This is a genomic window from Pseudomonas sp. Ost2 (assembly GCF_018326065.1).
Classification (GTDB): Bacteria; Pseudomonadota; Gammaproteobacteria; order Pseudomonadales; family Pseudomonadaceae; genus Aquipseudomonas; species Aquipseudomonas gingeri.
Genome location: NZ_AP021904.1, coordinates 3,943,502 through 3,959,456, shown reverse-complemented (window position 1 = coordinate 3,959,456; position 15,955 = coordinate 3,943,502). Strand labels below are relative to the sequence as shown.

The 15,955-nt window shown below is 62.4% G+C and carries 16 protein-coding genes; 8 read left to right on the top strand and 8 right to left on the bottom strand.

The window, feature by feature from the left end; all coding sequences use genetic code 11:
* Positions 1–91: 91 nt before the first annotated feature.
* On the bottom strand, positions 92–982 hold the full coding sequence (locus tag KI243_RS17255) for a LysR family transcriptional regulator (RefSeq protein ID WP_212809477.1): 891 nt from the start codon (positions 980–982) through the stop codon (positions 92–94).
* Positions 983–1,087: 105 nt separating this feature from the next.
* On the opposite strand from KI243_RS17255, the gene KI243_RS17250 reads away from it, so the two are divergent.
* A complete protein-coding gene (locus KI243_RS17250) occupies positions 1,088–1,381 on the top strand; it encodes a hypothetical protein (protein ID WP_177082808.1) in 294 nt (97 codons plus the stop codon).
* Between the two features lie 48 nt (positions 1,382–1,429).
* Positions 1,430–2,425 carry an aldo/keto reductase gene (locus KI243_RS17245; protein WP_177117988.1) on the top strand — a complete coding sequence of 332 codons (996 nt, stop codon included), beginning with the start codon at positions 1,430–1,432 and terminating at the stop codon, positions 2,423–2,425.
* A 64-nt stretch (positions 2,426–2,489) separates the two neighbouring features.
* On the opposite strand, the gene KI243_RS17240 is transcribed toward KI243_RS17245, so the two are convergent.
* A complete protein-coding gene (locus tag KI243_RS17240; RefSeq protein ID WP_244861729.1) occupies positions 2,490–3,419 on the bottom strand; it encodes a LysR substrate-binding domain-containing protein in 930 nt (309 codons plus the stop codon).
* Between the two features lie 156 nt (positions 3,420–3,575).
* On the opposite strand from KI243_RS17240, the gene KI243_RS17235 reads away from it, so the two are divergent.
* The 5 genes from KI243_RS17235 to KI243_RS17215 are packed head-to-tail and all read left to right on the top strand — an operon-like array spanning position 3,576 to position 9,615.
* Positions 3,576–4,778, top strand: a complete 1,203-nt coding sequence (locus KI243_RS17235) for a mandelate racemase/muconate lactonizing enzyme family protein (protein WP_017128603.1) — start codon at positions 3,576–3,578, stop codon at positions 4,776–4,778.
* 21 nt (positions 4,779–4,799) lie between these two features.
* On the top strand, positions 4,800–6,059 hold the full coding sequence (locus KI243_RS17230; RefSeq protein WP_017128602.1) for an aromatic ring-hydroxylating dioxygenase subunit alpha: 1,260 nt from the start codon (positions 4,800–4,802) through the stop codon (positions 6,057–6,059).
* Complete coding sequence (locus KI243_RS17225) at positions 6,056–7,096, top strand: Ldh family oxidoreductase (RefSeq protein WP_178990116.1); 1,041 nt, start codon at positions 6,056–6,058, stop codon at positions 7,094–7,096. Before KI243_RS17230 ends, KI243_RS17225 begins: the two co-directional genes overlap by 4 nt.
* Positions 7,093–8,610, top strand: a complete 1,518-nt coding sequence (gene hutH, locus KI243_RS17220) for a histidine ammonia-lyase (RefSeq protein ID WP_212809475.1) — start codon at positions 7,093–7,095, stop codon at positions 8,608–8,610. The genes KI243_RS17225 and hutH overlap by 4 nt, the downstream gene beginning before the upstream one ends.
* A gap of 51 nt (positions 8,611–8,661) precedes the next feature.
* Positions 8,662–9,615, top strand: coding sequence for a PDR/VanB family oxidoreductase (locus KI243_RS17215; protein ID WP_212809472.1), 954 nt, complete (start codon positions 8,662–8,664; stop codon positions 9,613–9,615).
* 19 nt (positions 9,616–9,634) lie between these two features.
* On the opposite strand, the gene KI243_RS17210 is transcribed toward KI243_RS17215, so the two are convergent.
* The 3 genes from KI243_RS17210 to KI243_RS17200 form a co-directional block, all read right to left on the bottom strand.
* Positions 9,635–10,129, bottom strand: a complete 495-nt coding sequence (locus KI243_RS17210) for a DUF2878 domain-containing protein (protein ID WP_212809470.1) — start codon at positions 10,127–10,129, stop codon at positions 9,635–9,637.
* A complete protein-coding gene (locus KI243_RS17205) occupies positions 10,126–10,320 on the bottom strand; it encodes a hypothetical protein (RefSeq protein ID WP_177107655.1) in 195 nt (64 codons plus the stop codon). Before KI243_RS17205 ends, KI243_RS17210 begins: the two co-directional genes overlap by 4 nt.
* A gap of 93 nt (positions 10,321–10,413) precedes the next feature.
* Entirely contained in the window at positions 10,414–11,445 is a 1,032-nt protein-coding gene (locus tag KI243_RS17200) for a helix-turn-helix domain-containing protein (protein WP_212809468.1), read from the bottom strand.
* A 94-nt stretch (positions 11,446–11,539) separates the two neighbouring features.
* Here KI243_RS17200 and KI243_RS17195 point away from each other — a divergent pair, with 94 nt between their 5' ends.
* Positions 11,540–12,001, top strand: a complete 462-nt coding sequence (locus KI243_RS17195) for a tautomerase (protein ID WP_212809466.1) — start codon at positions 11,540–11,542, stop codon at positions 11,999–12,001.
* Positions 12,002–12,022: 21 nt separating this feature from the next.
* Here the strand turns inward: KI243_RS17195 and KI243_RS17190 are convergent, their stop codons facing one another.
* From KI243_RS17190 to KI243_RS17180, 3 genes are all read right to left on the bottom strand, one after another.
* A complete protein-coding gene (locus KI243_RS17190; protein ID WP_212809464.1) occupies positions 12,023–13,696 on the bottom strand; it encodes a methyl-accepting chemotaxis protein in 1,674 nt (557 codons plus the stop codon).
* Between the two features lie 383 nt (positions 13,697–14,079).
* Entirely contained in the window at positions 14,080–15,453 is a 1,374-nt protein-coding gene (locus tag KI243_RS17185) for an IS1182 family transposase (protein WP_212809462.1), read from the bottom strand.
* Positions 15,454–15,613: 160 nt separating this feature from the next.
* Entirely contained in the window at positions 15,614–15,892 is a 279-nt protein-coding gene (locus KI243_RS17180) for a DUF3077 domain-containing protein (protein WP_177082782.1), read from the bottom strand.
* Between the last annotated feature and the right edge of the window lie 63 nt (positions 15,893–15,955).

Sequence of the window (15,955 nt, the reverse complement as noted above, 5' to 3'; positions counted from 1 at the left end):
AGTGTCGTCGTTGAGGCAGGCGGATGTCTGTGCGCTAGCGAACATAAGAGCTCAGCGTCCGCAGGGCCGTCAGGACGATTCAGAGGCCGAATTAACGCTCGACGGCCATGAGCGCTCGCCGGAACATCGCCACCAGTGGCTTGGGGTCGTCCTTGCGCCAGATGGCATGGACCCTGACCTGTGACGGGTACCAGGGCAGTTCGCGAAAGATGACGCTGTCGACCAGGCAATCCCTGAGACTCGCCTGGACAAAGGTAATGCCCAACCCCGAGGCCACCAGCCGCAAGGCGGCCAGCAGGTCATCGGCTTCGACCTGGATGTCGGGCAAGAAACCGCACGCCGAGCAGTTCTCGAGAAAACGCTGGCGGGCCGCCGGGTTTTTCGCGCCGGCCAAGGCCACCCAGCGCTGGCCGTTCAAGTCCTGGGGTTCGAGGTTCGCTTGCGCGGCCAACGGGTGTCGTTTGCCCAGGGCCAGCAACAAGGCTTCGGTCGAGATCGCCATCGACGCTATGTCCGCGCGCTCAGGCACTGAATACACCAATCCGAAATCGAGGGTTCGGCCCAGCAGGGCCTCGGCCTGCTCCGCGGAGCTCAGGGGATGGAGTTCGAAGGTGGCGCCAGGGTGGCCTGATTGCAGGCCGGCCAGGGCCTGCGGCAATACACTGGAGTGCATGGCGGCCTCAACATAGCCCACGGCGATATGGCCGGTCTGGCCAAGGGCAATTCTGCGTGCCGTCGCTTCGACTTCAGAGGCATGGGCGACCAGGCTGTAGGCCTCTTGCAGGAAAAGCCGTCCTTCGTCGGTCAGGCGCATTCGCTGGCGCGTGCGTTCGAACAATTTCAGGCCCAACTGTGCTTCCAACTGCATGATTTGCCGACTCAACGGCGACTGCGAGATATGCAGGTGACTGGCGGCCTGCCCGACATTTTCGGTTTCCGCGACAGCGATAAAAGCAGTCAGTAAACGAATATCCAGGGTCATGTAAATCTTGTCTCAAGTCATGCAGAACGCGTCTTGGACCAGAGTAATGTTTTTTGCAACTATCGGTGAGCGATTTAAACCACCGACATCTTGAAGGAAACAGACATGCAGTTCATCACGCTGTCACGCCGTGTCTCGGAACGTTTTTCCGATGCGGACTTCGCCCCCCATCTCGAGGCCGAAGCACAGCAGGCCCGGGCGCTGTATCTGGAGGGTTTCATCCGCACCATCTGGCACCGTGGCGATATGGGCGGCGCTTGCCTGTTGGTGGAAGCCGAGAACGAAGCCGCCGTTCGGGAAAAGCTGGCAACCCTGCCGCTGGTCAATTCCGGGATGCTGGAAGTCATGTCGGTCGTACCGTTGAAGCCCTACGCGGGATTTGGCCCGAGAACCCGGTAACCGCTCTTCGCCCGATATTAGTTCGTACCAAGCCCGAGGAGGCACTCGATGCAATTCGTCAAACTAGGTAAGACAGGACTGGATGTATCGCGCATTTGTCTTGGTTGCATGACCTTCGGCGATGCCGGGTCCGGCACCCATTCCTGGACACTGGACGAAGGGGCGAGCCGGCCCATCTTCAAACATGCCGTGGACCGGGGCATCAACTTCTTCGATACGGCAAACAGCTATTCGGCGGGAACCTCGGAAATCATCGTCGGCAAGCTGCTCAAGGCGTTCACCCGTCGCGATGAAACCGTTGTCGCGACCAAGGTGTTCTACCCGCCCAACATGGGCCAGGGCTCGGACAGACCCAACGACAAGGGCCTTTCCCGCAAGGCGATCCTGTCGAGTATTGACGCGAGCTTGACCCGCCTGGGGTTGGACTACGTGGATCTCTATCAGATCCATCGCTGGGATTACACCACGCCGATCGAAGAGACCATGGAGGCGCTGCACGATGTGGTGAAAGCCGGCAAGGCCCGCTACATCGGCGCCTCGTCCATGTTTGCCTGGCAGTTCGCCAAGGCCCAGGAGGTTGCCAGGCGCAACAACTGGAGCCGGTTCGTCTCCATGCAGAACTATCTCAACCTGATTTATCGGGAAGAGGAGCGGGAGATGATCCCGCTTTGCATGGATCAGGGGATTGCCCTGATGCCCTGGAGCCCGCTGGCACGAGGGCGACTGACCCGGCCTCATGGGCAAGAGACCGAACGGAGCAGAACCGACGTCTTTGGCAAGTCAGTGCTGGACAAGACCGACCTGGTCGACAGCAAAGTCATCGGCGTCGTGCAGGAGATTGCCCGGGAGCGCGGGGTGTCGATGGCCCAGATCGCCATGGCCTGGGTACTGGGCCATCGCGGGGCACCCACCCCCATCGTGGGCGCGTCGAAGGCCGCCCAGATCGACGATGCGGTGGCGGCGCTCGATATCGTGCTGTCGCAAGAGGAGAGGGCGCGAATGGAGCACTTCTACGTTCCTCATGCGGTGACCGGGTTCGTTTGAGAAAACGATAGCGTCCTTGCACGGCACTCCGGCGCTCATACCCCCTGATGGCAGATGACTTTCGTTACGTCATCGGGGCAACGAACGGCTCATGCAACGTCGGAGTGCTGCCGGTCGCCGCCGCTTGCAGCCACTCTCGCAGTGCACGAATCTTAGGCAACTGCGCCCGGTGCGCCGGGTAAATCAAGAAGTAGGAAATACCCTGGTTGAGCTCGATATCGAACGGCGCGACCAGTACGCCATCGTTCAGGCTTTCGCGCACCAGATTCAGATCCCCCAGTGCCACGCCGTGTCCCCGCGTCGCGGCCGACAGCGCAAGATCCAGGGTGTCGAACGATTGCCCCCGATGGGCCGCCACGCCCTCCACGCCAGCCGCTTCCAGCCAGCGACTCCACCCCTGGACGGGAAAGCAATGCAGCAGCGGCAAGTGCTTCAGGTCGGCGGGCACGGCCAGGCGTTTGCCCAGTTCCGCCGAGCAGACCGGCGTCAGGCGCTCTGGCATCAAGGGGATGGCCTCGACATCCTGCCAATCCCCGCGACCCTGAATGATCGCGGCATCCACGTCGCTGTCCTCGAACCGCGGCTCCCACGCATCGTAGGTCGTCACCCGCACATCCATGTCCGGCATCACCGCGCGCAACCCCGGCAAGAGGGGAAGGAACCAGCGCGTCGCCAGGGTGGGCGGCATTCGCAGGGTCAGTACCTGGCCGGCGTTGCGCAGGCTGTTGCACAGGGTGGTCAGGCGCGCGAAGGCGTCTTCGACCACGGGCAGCAGCGCTTCGGCTTCAGGCGTCAGCCGCAGGCCGGTCTTGTGGCGGATGAACAGCACGACGCCCAGGTGTTCCTCGAGCTGTTGCACCTGGCGGCTGATCGCACTCTGGGTGACGAACAGCGCCTTGGCGGCGCGACTGAAGGTGCCGCAACGAGCTGCCGCGGCAAACACTTCCAGGGCGTGCATGGGCGGCAGGCGACGGTTGAAGACGGGACTGTCCAATACATGATCTGAAAGCATGGATCGCATGAGAATTTACCGCGTTTACTCTTGTATCTGCGCAGCTTAGCTTAGTTGGGTCGACTCACATAACGCTGTTTATCGCATGGATAGCCTGGTGAGTCCGCTTCTCTTTTCATTCCCTGGAGCCGCTACGCGATGAAGATCAAAAGCATCAAGGCCACGCCCATCAACCTGCCGCTGGACGCACCCTACGTCTGGGTTTTCGGTGAGCTGCCAGGCTTTTCCACGACCATTGTCGAAGTCGAAACCGAAGACGGCCTGGTCGGTCTGGGCGAGGCACCTTCCTGGCAGGCCGCGGCGATCATTCGCGATCAGATCGCACCGAAACTGATGGGTCATGATGCCTTTGATATCGCCGGTGCCGAGTTCCTCTGCCTGCCTTACTTCGCGGGTGTCCAGAGCATCAACGACAACGCCCGGATCACTGCCTTCGGTGCCGTGGAAATGGCCCTGTGGGACCTGCGCGGCAAGGCCTGGAAGCAGCCGCTGTACCAGTTGCTGGGCGGTGCGGTGCGCAAGGACATTCCCTTCACCGACTACTTCTCCCTGCGCAACGATGGCCCGTTGCAAAGGGATGGAAGCCGGGTGCGCGGCGAGCAGACCCCGGAGGCGGTGGCCGACTACTGCGTGATGCTCAACGAGACCTACGGCACGACGTTTTTCGAGGGCAAGTTCTCCACCCATGACCCGAAAGTCTCCCTGCGCATGCTGGAGCTGATTCGTCAGCGCCTGGGGGATGACGTGATGCTGCGCATCGATTCGAACCAGGCCTACTCGCTGGCCACGGCGCGCCGGCTGATCCGTCCCCTGGAAGAACTGGGCGTGCGCAACTGGGAGGACCCGGTCTCGACCCTCGACGAAATGATCGAGCTGCGCCGCCATTGCTCGATTCCGTTTTCCACCCATAACACCGACATCGCCCGGGCGATGGTGCACAAGGTGCCCGATGCGATTGTCGGCAACCCGGCGGTCCTTGGTGGTATCGGCCGACTGCTGCGCTTCATCGGCGCCTGCGAGCACGCCGGCATCGACTTCTGGTGCTACAGCGGCGATTCGGGGGTGGGCAGCGCGGTGTACCTGCATCTGTGCGCCGCATTGGGCTGGATTCGCGAGCCGAATCAGTCGCTGTTCCGCATGCAGGTGACCGACGTGATCGAAGAGGGGCCGTTCGTGCCACGCAACAACACCGTACGCGTGCCAGAAGGCCATGGGCTGGGTGTGACGCTGTCCCAGGAGCGCCTGGCGCACGGCCATAAACATTTCCTCGAACACGGTCCGATGAACAAATACCACGACCCGGAAAAGCCCGGCACCTTCCGCCGCCTGCCGCTCGTTTGATCTTTTTTGCGAGGTATCGCCATGCATCAGAATGTGATTGATCGTGCTTATGCGCTGCTGTCCGAGCGTCGCCCTGACTGGGGGCTGGAGCAGCCTTTCTATGTGGACCGGGATTTCTTCGAACTGGAAATGCAGGTGTTTTTCCGTCGCCAGTGGCTGTTCGCGGCCATGACCTGCGAGATCCCCAGGCCGGGTGACTGGCTGCGGGTGGAAGTGGGGCGTGACTCGGTGATTGTCATTCGGGGCAAGGACGGCGAGGTGAAGGCATTTCATAACACCTGCCGCCATCGTGGTTCACGGATATGCCTGGAGGAGCGCGGCAGTACCAAGCGACTGGTCTGCCCCTATCACCAATGGTCCTACGACCTGGACGGGCAACTGATCGGCACGCGCCTGATGGGCGATGATTTCGACCGTGGCGACTTCCAGCTGGCGCCGGTGGCGGTGGGCGTTGCCGGTGGCTACATCTTCATCAATTTCGCGGATGAGCCGAGCGACTTCGAGCCGTTTCGCCAGGACGTCGAACCCTACCTGCTGCCGCACGGCCTGGACGATGCCAAGGTGGCCTGCACCCAGACACTGGTGGAAAAGGCCAACTGGAAGCTGGTGATCGAGAACAACCGCGAGTGCTACCACTGTGTCGGTTCACACCCGGAGCTGATGCACATCATCACCGAGTTCGACGATCCGAACGACCCGCGCATCAGGCCCGAATACAAGGCGTTGGTCGAGCGCAAGGCGGCGGACTGGGACCGCCTGGGTATTGCTCATGCCCATACCCAGGGTAACGACCGCTACCGCGCCGTGCGCCTGCCTTTCACCGATGGTCGTGTGTCGATGACGGCCGACGGCAAACCGGGATGCTCGCGCCTGCTGGGCGACCTGACCGACCCTGACCTGGGCTCGGTGCGCCTGATGAGCCTGCCCAACACCTGGAACCATATCCAGGCAGACCACGCCGTGACCTTCCGCGTGCTGCCGATCGGCCCGGAAGAAACCTTGGTGACCACTCACTGGCTGGTGCACAAGGATGCCCGCGAGGGCGTGGATTATCAGGTCGATCGGCTCAGGGAAATCTGGGCCGTGACCAATGACCAGGACCGTCTTCTGGCCGAAAACAACCACCTGGGGATTCGTGGCAGTGCCTATCGCCCCGGTCCGTACTCCGAGTTGATCGAAGGCGGTACACGCGACTTCATCCGCTGGTACGCCGAGCAGTTCCTGGCCGAGCTGGCACCGCTGGCTCAAACGCAACTTATTCATCGGGAGAGTGCAGCATGACCCCTACGTTGATTGTCAGCCTGGCTGATATCGAAAACCGTGCCACCGCCGCGCTGGTTGCCAGCCATGTCAGCCCCGGCAATGCGCGGGCGGTGGCGCGCTCGATTGCCTTTGCCGAGCGTGACGGGCAGCAGATAGTCGGCTTGTCCTACCTGCCTACCTATTGCGACCACGCCGCGTGCGGCAAGGTTGATGGCAGTGCGCTACCGAGTGTCGAGGCGCTGACGCCCTCGCTGATTCGCGTCGATGCCCGCACCGGTTTCGCCCACCCGGCGTTGGCGGCGGGTATGCCCTTGCTAGTCGAGTCCGCACGGCGCCAGGGTATCGCGGCGCTGGCGGTAGGGCAGTCCTACGCCTGCGGTTCGCTGGGTTATTTTGTCGAAGCATTGGCCGAGCAGGGGCTGGTCGCCCTGATGGTTGCCAACGCCTCGCCGTCGATTGCCCCCCATGGCGGCAAGCGCGCATTTTTCGGGACCAACCCGTTGGCCTTTGCGACCCCGCGGGAAGGGCGCCCGCCACTGGTGATCGATCAATCCTCAAGTGTGGTGGCCAAGGTGGCGGTGATTGATGCGCACCGCCGGGGTGTCGCGTTGCCGGCTGGCTGGGCATTGGATGCCGAGGGGCGACCGACCACCGATGCGGCGGCGGCAATGGCCGGTAGCCTGAGCCCGATCGGCGGGTACAAAGGCGCCAGCCTGGCCTTGCTGATCGACATCCTGGCCGGTGGATTGAGCGGTTCCAACTTTTCCTTCGAGGCGTCTTCTTTCGGTGATTGCGACGGTGGGCCGCCACGCACCGGGCAACTGGTGATCGCTTTTGATCCCGCGGTCTTCGGTGGGGCGGCTTTCGTGGCGCGTACCGAAGCCCTGTTCAGTGCGCTGCAGGCCGAACCCCAGGTACGCCTGCCCGGTGAGCGTCGACTGCAAGCTCGCCAACACAACGAAAATGGCATCGAAGTGCCTGTTGAACTCTGGGAATTGATCGGCCGGTATGCCGACCAGGGATCGCCCGTTGCGCGTGCAGGAGGTGCCCGATGAGCCTGGTTCTGCTTGACCAGCCCTTGAGCGTCGCGCAGGTGGCCGAGATTGCCACCCGGCAAGCGGTACTGGAGTTGTCGAATGCCGCCAGAACGCGTATCGACAACGCCCATGCCATCGTGCGCAGCGTGGTGAACAACAACCTGCGGGCCTACGGGGTCAATACCGGCGTCGGTGCACTGTCCGATACGGTGGTGCCGCCCGCGCAGCAGAAGGCCTTGTCGCGCAATATCCTGATGAGTCACGCCGTGGGGGTTGGCAGGCCACTGGGTGTCAGTGAAACACGGGCGATCATGGTCGCCGCCATCAACAACTATGCGCACGGATATTCCGGCTTGCGGCTGGCGGTGGTCGAGCGTCTGGTCCTGCTGCTCAACGCCGGTTGCACCCCGCAAGTACCGCGTCACGGCTCGGTCGGCTACATCAGTCACATGGCGCATATCGGCTTGCTGTTGATCGGTCAGGGCCAATGCGTGCTGGATGGTGCGCGGATGTCCGCCGCGGTCGCGCTCGATCGACTGGGGGTCAAGCCCCTGGTACTGGAAGCGAAGGAGGGCTTGTGTCTGGTGAACGGTTCGCCCTGTGTCACGGGATTGGGCAGTTTGCTGTTGGAGCGCACGCGTCGACTGTTGACCTGGGCGGATACCGTGGCCGCGCTCAGCTTCGAGACCCAGCGTTGCCAGATCCGCGCCTTGCACCCTGTATCCATGGCCTTGCGCCAATCGCCGGGACTGATGCAGGTCAGCCAGCGGCTGACCACCTTGCTCGCCGGTTCGGGCATTCTGCTGGCCGCCACCGGACGCAAGACGCAGGACCCCTTGAGCCTGCGCAGCATTCCGCACGTCCATGGCGCGGTGCATGACGTGTGGGCCCAGGCGCTGACGGTGGTCGAGCGTGAATTGGCCAGCGTCACCGACAATCCGGTGGTTTGCGGCAGCCCCGAAGCACCCGAGATCTACTCCCAGGCCCATGCCGTGGGGGCGGGCATTGGCCTGGCCATGGACCAGATCGCCATTGCGGCGGCGCAACTGGGGGCCATCTGCGAGCGGCGGATCGATCGCATGGTGAATCCGCTGGTGAGCGGCCTGTCGCCTTTCCTGGCGGGCAGCAGCGGAGAGGAATCGGGGTTCATGATCGCGCAATACACCGCCGCGTCGCTGGTGGCCCAGAATCGCCGCCTTGCCGCCCCGGCCAGTCTCGATGGGGGTGTCACTTCCGGATTGCAGGAAGACATCCTGTGCCACCCGACGCCGGCCGCGCTGAAAGCCCACAAGATCCTCGACAACCTCGAAAGCCTGTTGGCCATTGAACTGCTGGCGGCCTGCCAAAGCTATGACCTCCTGGAGCCAGACCTGAAACCGGCGCCCGCGACGCTGGCCATTTATCAGGCGGTGCGCACACGCGTGACGCGCTACGCCGATGACCGTCCGCTGGGCGAAGACGTTGCCACGATCAGTCGACTCATTGCCCGCTACAGCCCCGACGACACGCTGTTTCTTTGCCGGGTGCAATGAACACGGGTCAGAGAACCCCGCAGAAGGCCAAGCCGATAGGAGAGGGCATTGATGTTTGAAGTCATCGTCGTAGAAAAACGCCAGGAGGCCGAAGGTGTTTGCAGTTTCGAGTTGCGTCGTGAAGACGGGCAGCCCTTGCCAGACTTCACGGCGGGCGCGCACATCGATGTGTGCGTGAGTGCCGGGATCACCCGCCAGTACTCCCTGTGCAACAGCCCGTTGGAGCGTGATCGCTATTTGATCGGTGTGTTGCATGAACCGATGTCACGAGGCGGATCGCGTGGCATGCACGAGGGGATTGGCGTGGGGGATCGGCTGTCGATCAGTGCGCCGAGAAACCACTTCCCGCTCACCGCGGGCGCGCGTAAATCAGTGCTGCTGGGCGGTGGTATCGGCATTACGCCGATGCTGGCGATGGCATTTCAGCTTGCCCATCTGGAGGCTGAGTTCGAACTGCATTACTGCGTACGTGAGCCTCGACGCGCGGCATTCCTGCAGCAGATTGCCGCGTCCGCTTTTGCCAGAAGCGTGCATCTGCACTTCGACAGTGGTGAGCGGGATCAATGGCTGGACGTCAACCAGGTGCTGGCTGCGCCCCAGGCTGATACGCACCTGTACGTCTGCGGACCGAAGGGTTTCATGGACCATGTGATAAACACCGCGCACCGCCTGGGTTGGCCGACCGAGCAGATTCACCGGGAGTATTTTGCGGCGCCGGTCGTGGCGCACGCTGTCGATCAGGCCTTCGAAGTCGAGCTGGCGGAATCGGGGTTGGTGCTCCAGGTGCCGGCGGACAAGAGCGTGCTTGAAGTGCTGTGTGCCTCTGGCATCGAATTGCCTGCTTCGTGCCGGCAAGGGGTCTGCGGTGCCTGCATGACACCGGTCATTGACGGCGTTCCGGATCACCGGGATGTCTTCATGAGCGATAAGGAGCATGCGTTGAACGACCAGTTCACGCCGTGTTGTTCGCGCTCGAAAACCCCACGACTGGTGCTGGCGCTTTAGCAGGCCGACGTTCTGCGGCCTAGCGTCCGGCCAGCCGGTGGAGTAACGGCAACAAGATCGCCCATATCAAGGCCAGCAGCATCGCACTGGGCCACACCCCGAACGGCAGGCCGATGCCTGCCAGTTTGGCGCCAGCCAGATAGGACAGCGGCCCGGCACAGGCGCCCAACAGGCTGCCCAGCCACCAGGGGCGGGCGGTCCACCTCAGGCTGTGACGCAAGGTACTGGCAAACAGCAGCCAAAGGATGGCCAACCAGAGGGGTAGCACCACCTGGGAACCGGGGAAATCAAACAGCCCAAGGTGCAGCAGGGCGCTGTCCAGGACCCAGCCGCAGGTCGCCACTTGCAACAACAGGCGCCACTCGTTGCGGTCGTCGGCAATCCACAGCAGATGGGCAGCCAGGCAGGCCATGGCAATCAAAAGCAGCCACGGCCGTTGCGCGCCCAGCACGCAGGCAAACCAGCCGAGCTGGAACAATCCGGCGTTCAGCAACAGCCGCCCCTGCTTGCTCACACCGAAAGACCGCGGGCTACAAAGCCGATGCCGCAGTGATCGCAGTAAAAGCCCTCCACCAGTTGTTGCAATGGGGGCTCTTTCAGCAGCTCTGGTTTGCACTCATCAACAGCCAACTGATCCACACGTCGAAAGCCTGCCTTCTCCTCGCCGTTGAAACGCTTCCTGGGGCTGGCCGCGCCGATCAGCATTTTCTTCTCCCGGACGTGTTGGGCAGATCCACAGCGTGGGCATTCTTCAGGATGGTGCGGCATAAGATGACTCGACTCGAGGCGGTAGTGGTTTTATGCCGGAGCAGGCGATGCTTTGCCATACCCATCATCCGAGGGTGTTGGCGGTGCTTTCGGCCGCGATGCCCGAAACCGGCTCGGATTGGCCCCAAACACTCTCAGCATCAACCGCCGCAAGGCAGTCGCGTCTTCATAACCCACGTGCGCCGCGACTTGCTCGATGGTCATCCGGCTGCTCTCGATCAATTGCCGGGCGCGGTTGAGTCGTACGCTCTGCAGGAGCGCCAGGGTGCTCTTGCCCGTGGCGGCCTGGACGTGGCGGGAGAGGGTGCGCGTGGACATCGCCAGTTCATCCGCCAGCTCCACCACGCTGGGCAGGTCCGGCAGGGCCGATTCGATGCGCTGTGTCAGGCGGGTCACCAGGTCATTGCCGTTGGACAGCATCATCGGGACGATAAATGGCGACTGGGCCTGGCGCCCGTCGATCAGCAGCAGCCGACTCACCTCATCGGCCAGCGGCGCACCAAACCGCGAGCGCAGCAGGTGGAGCATCAGGTCTGTCTGTGCAAAGGCCGCGCCCGCCGTGGTCACCGGGCCGTCGGTGCACACCATGCGGTCGGCGTCGACCACACAGTGCGACTCCAGTCGGCGCAACTCGCCGGCCAGCCACCAGGAGGTTGTCGCCCGACGCCCGGCCAGCAACTGGGCCGCCTGCAGCAGGAACACCCCGGTGCACGATGCCGCGAACGAACCCCCGTGCGCGCCGTGGGCCCGAATGGCCTGGATCGCCTGTTGCGCATCGGCGCTCGCCATTCTTGCGTCGATGTCCCCGGAGCTCTCAAGCCCCAGGCCCGGAATGATCCAGGTGGACTGATCGTCGGCGGTGCTGTCGGGCAGCATTGTGGTTTCGAGGCTCAGGCCGCCACTCAAGGCCACCGACTTCCCGTCGGGGGAAACGATGCGCCAGGTGGGACGCGCCGCCTTCAGGCGCGGCGCCACTGCAACCGCGGCACCGAGGATATCCAGGGTGGCCGCCACGCTGCTGGCGTAGCTGCCGGGCAGGACCAGGAGGGTGAAATCATGCATTGTCATAAACCGCCGTAAAGGTGTCATAACGGACACTGGCAGCCTACAGGTTTGCGCCGCCTAATGCATGGCCTCTCATCCACTGGAGCCGTCCATGCCTAATATCCTGTTGAAAATCCCCAAGGGCGCTTTTCCCGGCGCAGCCCGTACCAACCTGGTGCGTGGCATCAACGAAGCCGCCGCCATTGCCGAACGGATTCCGGCGGATCCCGCCAAGCGTTTCTTGTGCTGGATCGTTATCGAGGAGGTCGAGCCGGGCAACTGGACCTGCGGCTCGGTCGACATGACCGCGCAGTTGGTACCGTGCATTGCCAGGGTTCATGTGCCGGCCGGCGTCCTCGACGAAACGTCGAGGGGCCGTTATGTTGAGTTGATACAGCAGGCTTTCATCGCGGCACAGCCCGCCGATGATCCGCGACGACTGATGACGTCGGTGATGCTGCACGAGGTGGCCGACGGAGCCTGGGGCGCCAACGGCGCGATCTGGAACCTGCCGGCCTTCGCCAGGGCGGCAGGTTTCGAGCACCTGCAGCACCTGGTGACGGGGCAGGGCTGACGCAGCAGGAAAACCCGGGCGTTACAGCGAAAAGCGCGCCAGCATCCCATCCAGCTCCGCCGCCAGACGCCCCAGTTCCTGGCTGGCGGTGCTGGTCTGGGCGGCGCCGCTGGCCGTCTGCATGGACAGATCACGAATCAGCACCAGGTTGCGGTCCACTTCACGGGCCACCTGGGCCTGCTGCTCGGCAGCGGTGGCGATCACCTGGTTGCGCTCGTCAATGCCGGCCACCGAGCGGGAAATGCTCCCCAGCACGTCCTTCGCCACCTGCGCCCGTTCACGCGTGCGGCCTGCCTGGGCGGCGCTTTCGGCCAGGGCCTGGACGGTCTGGCCGGTGCCCAGGTGAATACCGTCCATCATCTGCTCGATCTCCCGCGTCGAGGCATCGGTACGGTGCGCCAGGCCGCGCACTTCATCGGCCACCACGGCAAAACCGCGCCCCGCGTCACCGGCCCGGGCCGCTTCGATGGCGGCATTGAGGGCCAGCAGGTTGGTCTGCGCGGCCACGCTGCGGATTACCTCCAGCACCTTGCTGATGCCCTGGGTCTCCGTCGCCAGGGCCTGGGCACGCAGGCTGGCCTGTTCGACCTGATCGGCCAGGGCGCCGATGTCGGTCATGGTTTCGTCCAGTTGTTGCTGGCCCTCGCGCACGGCGGTGCTTGAGTCGCGCGACTCGGTGGAGGTTTCCAGGGCGTTGCGGGCCACTTCCTCGACCACCTGGCTCATCTGCGTGACCGCCGTGGCGGCCTGTTCGATCTCGCCGCATTGCTGCTGCAAGTCCTGGGCGCTGTCATGCATGATCGCGCCCATCTCCTGGGTTGCCGCATTCAGGCGGCCAACGGCGCCACCGATCTGCTGGATCACCGCGTGCAGCTGGTCGCGCATATGCCCGAGCATCTGCAGCAGTTGCGCCACTTCGTCCTGGCCATGGGCGACCACCACCTGACTGAGATCGCCGGCGGCGACGGTCTTGGCTACCTGCAAGGCCTGGCGGAGCGGCCGGGTGATGCTCACGCTCAGTCGCCAGGCCTGCAACAGCATCAGGGCCAGCGCCACGCCAATGACGATGGGCAGCAACAACTGCACCTGATGGAAGGTGCTGGCGGTGCTTTCCAGGGCCTGGGCGGTGGTCTGCTTGTTCAGTTCACGGAGCAACTGCACCTGCATGTCCATCAGCGAACCCTGGTTGGACAGGTCGTTGTTGGAGAGGGTGGTGGCCTCGCTGATCTTCTTCTGTTCGACCAGATCGACGGCCTGCCTGAACAGCGTGACAAACTGCTGCGCGGCGTCCTGCAGCAACTTGATCGAGTCCCGCTCCGTGCCTTCCGGGACCTTGGCCAGGTACTCGGTGAACCCCTGATCCACCTCGGCGCTGAGCTGTTGCAGGTTGATCTTGCGGTTGACCAGTTCGGCCGGGTCGTTGGCATACACCAGCAACAGCGCGGCCTCGGTGCGCATCTTGGCCAGGTCGATGGCGATGGCGTCGGCCTGGGCGATACTCGACAGCGGTCCTTGCTCGATCAACTCGCCCTCATGGCGAATATGCTGCATCGCCACCAGGCACAATCCGCCGATGGCGGCCAGCAACAGGGCGCACAGGCCGAAACTGGCCAGCAGGCGCTTGCCGATGCTCAGGCGACGCAGCAGGGCGGGGCGGTGGGACGGCTTGCGGAGAAAGGAAAAACGAAGGTTCACGGGCGCGGGCTCTTATGAGAACTACGCCAGCGGTTGTAGCAGGGCTGCGTGATGGCTTTATGTCATTAATGTGGATGTAGAAAATTTAATGTTTGGTGTCTGGTAATGAGTGCCATGGCTGGGGGGAGGGCTAGTGTTGTTGGGAGTCGGTGGCAGGGGGCTGTGTCCAGCCGAGCGGGCGATTCAGTCTGGCGAAGGCATTGGGCAAAGGTCTGCTTTCGGCCGATTCTGTTGAAAAAGTCGGATTTTCAAACGGCCTGAACTCAGGCACGACCACCACTGGAGAACCTACTCACCACATTGAGTGGTTTTTCGGTCCTTCGATGACCTTTGCCGCTCTGTTATTGGGTTAATTTGAGGTTTTTTGCTTGGTGCAGGCGCACCTATCCCGTGACTGGTGGCCCTTGAGATGAAAATTTGGCAAGCCGTCGCAGGTTCTGCACCGCAGCGGCCAGCGTGAATTCATCCGTCGCGCCACTCATGCCACGTAGCCGCAGCCGATCCAATTTCAGGATGCGCTTGAGGTGGGCAAACAACATTTCGACCTTTTTACGTTTGTGGCGAGACCGCTGATATGCCGGCGTTGCTGCAATGCGCCGAGCCACATCGCGAGCGGCTTCATGGACGCTGCGAGCGATCTTGCGGAACGCTGTGTTTGGGCAGCACTTGGCTTTCATCGGACACGTAGCGCAGTCGGTCTGCCGGGATCGGAAGATGATGGTGTTGGCTTTGGTGACATGTGAACGCTCATTCTTGAAGGCTCGCCATTCGCTGCGCAATGGGTTTCCGGCCGGGCAGCGGTATTCCTCAGCCTCTTCATTCCAGTGGAAATCGTTGCTCGAAAAACTGTCGTTCTTGCGCTCGGTTTTGTCCCACACCGGCACATGCGGTTCGATGTCTTTTTCCTCCACCATCCAGGCCAGCATCGGCGCGGTACCGTAAGCGGTGTCGCCAATGAGACGCTCCGGCTTGATGTCGAATTGCGCTTCGACCCGATCGATCATGGTCTTGGTGCTCTCGACTTCTGCGGTTCGATGAGCGGGTGTGGGTTCCACATCCATGATCACGCCGTGGTCGGTATCGATCAGATAATTCGTGGAGTAAGCGTAGAAAGCTGGGCCGCCTGGCGCAGCGGTCCAGCGGGCTTGAGGATCCGTCAGCGACAGGCGCTTCGGTAGCGTTTCGGCCAAAGCCTCTTCATCGAGGCCTTCAAGGTACTCACGCACGGCGCGGGTGCTCAGGGCCGGATCGCTCCAGTTGACCGGTTCATCACCCGGTACGCCGCGCTGCCGACTCGCATCCGCTTTGATGATGCTGGCGTCCACGGCAAAGCCTTCGCCCTTGACCAGGCCGGCGTCCATGCAGCGACGCAGCACTTCATTGAACAACCAGCGAAACAGATCACTCTCTCGAAAACGGCCGTGTCGATTTTTCGAAAAGGTTGAGTGGTTGGGGACTTCATCTTCAAGGCTCAACCGGCAGAACCAGCGATATGCCAAGTTCAAATGGGCCTCTTCGCACAACCGCCGTTCGGAGCGGATGCCGTAGCAGTAGCCGACGATCAGCATGCGGATCATCAGTTCAGGATCAATCGACGGACGTCCAATTGGGCTATAGAAATCGGAGAGGTAGTGGCGCAGGTCGCTCAGATCGAGACACCGATCAATGCTGCGCAGAAGATGATTTTTTGGGATGTGGTCTTCAAGGTTGAACGAGTAAAACAGTCGCTCCTGCCCACTCGATAACTGTCCCATCATGCTGTGTGATCCCCTCCGGCCAATGCTGAGATTTTGCCGGAGGCCAGCCAGGGGAGCTACTTTTTCAACAGAATCGGCCGGTTGCTGCCGCTGGAAGGGATGCTCCACAGCACCTGTTTTGTATGGGCCAGCCATTGCGGCCGGCCCGTAACTGCCTAGGCTAGACCTTTTGGCCGGACAATATTCTCTGATTCAGATCATCAACCACCGCCTTACCCATTTCGCAAAGGTAATGAGACGCCCAGGCATAACGCTCTCCATCTTTTTCCATGGCAGCGTCCAGGGCCAGATGCTTGGCGCAGTAAAACAGGTTGGAGGCGTGCTCCATGGCGTCCTTGATCGGGATATCGGCGTTGACCCGAAACAACTGCTGATCACCCGCGCCGCAGGAGGCAAAGGTAATGACGCCGAGGGTCTTGATGGGAGGATGGTCGGTCATTGGAAGCCTCCAGAAGTGGTGGAGGCAGAACGAGCATTGGTGCGAAACAACGAGAAAATACAA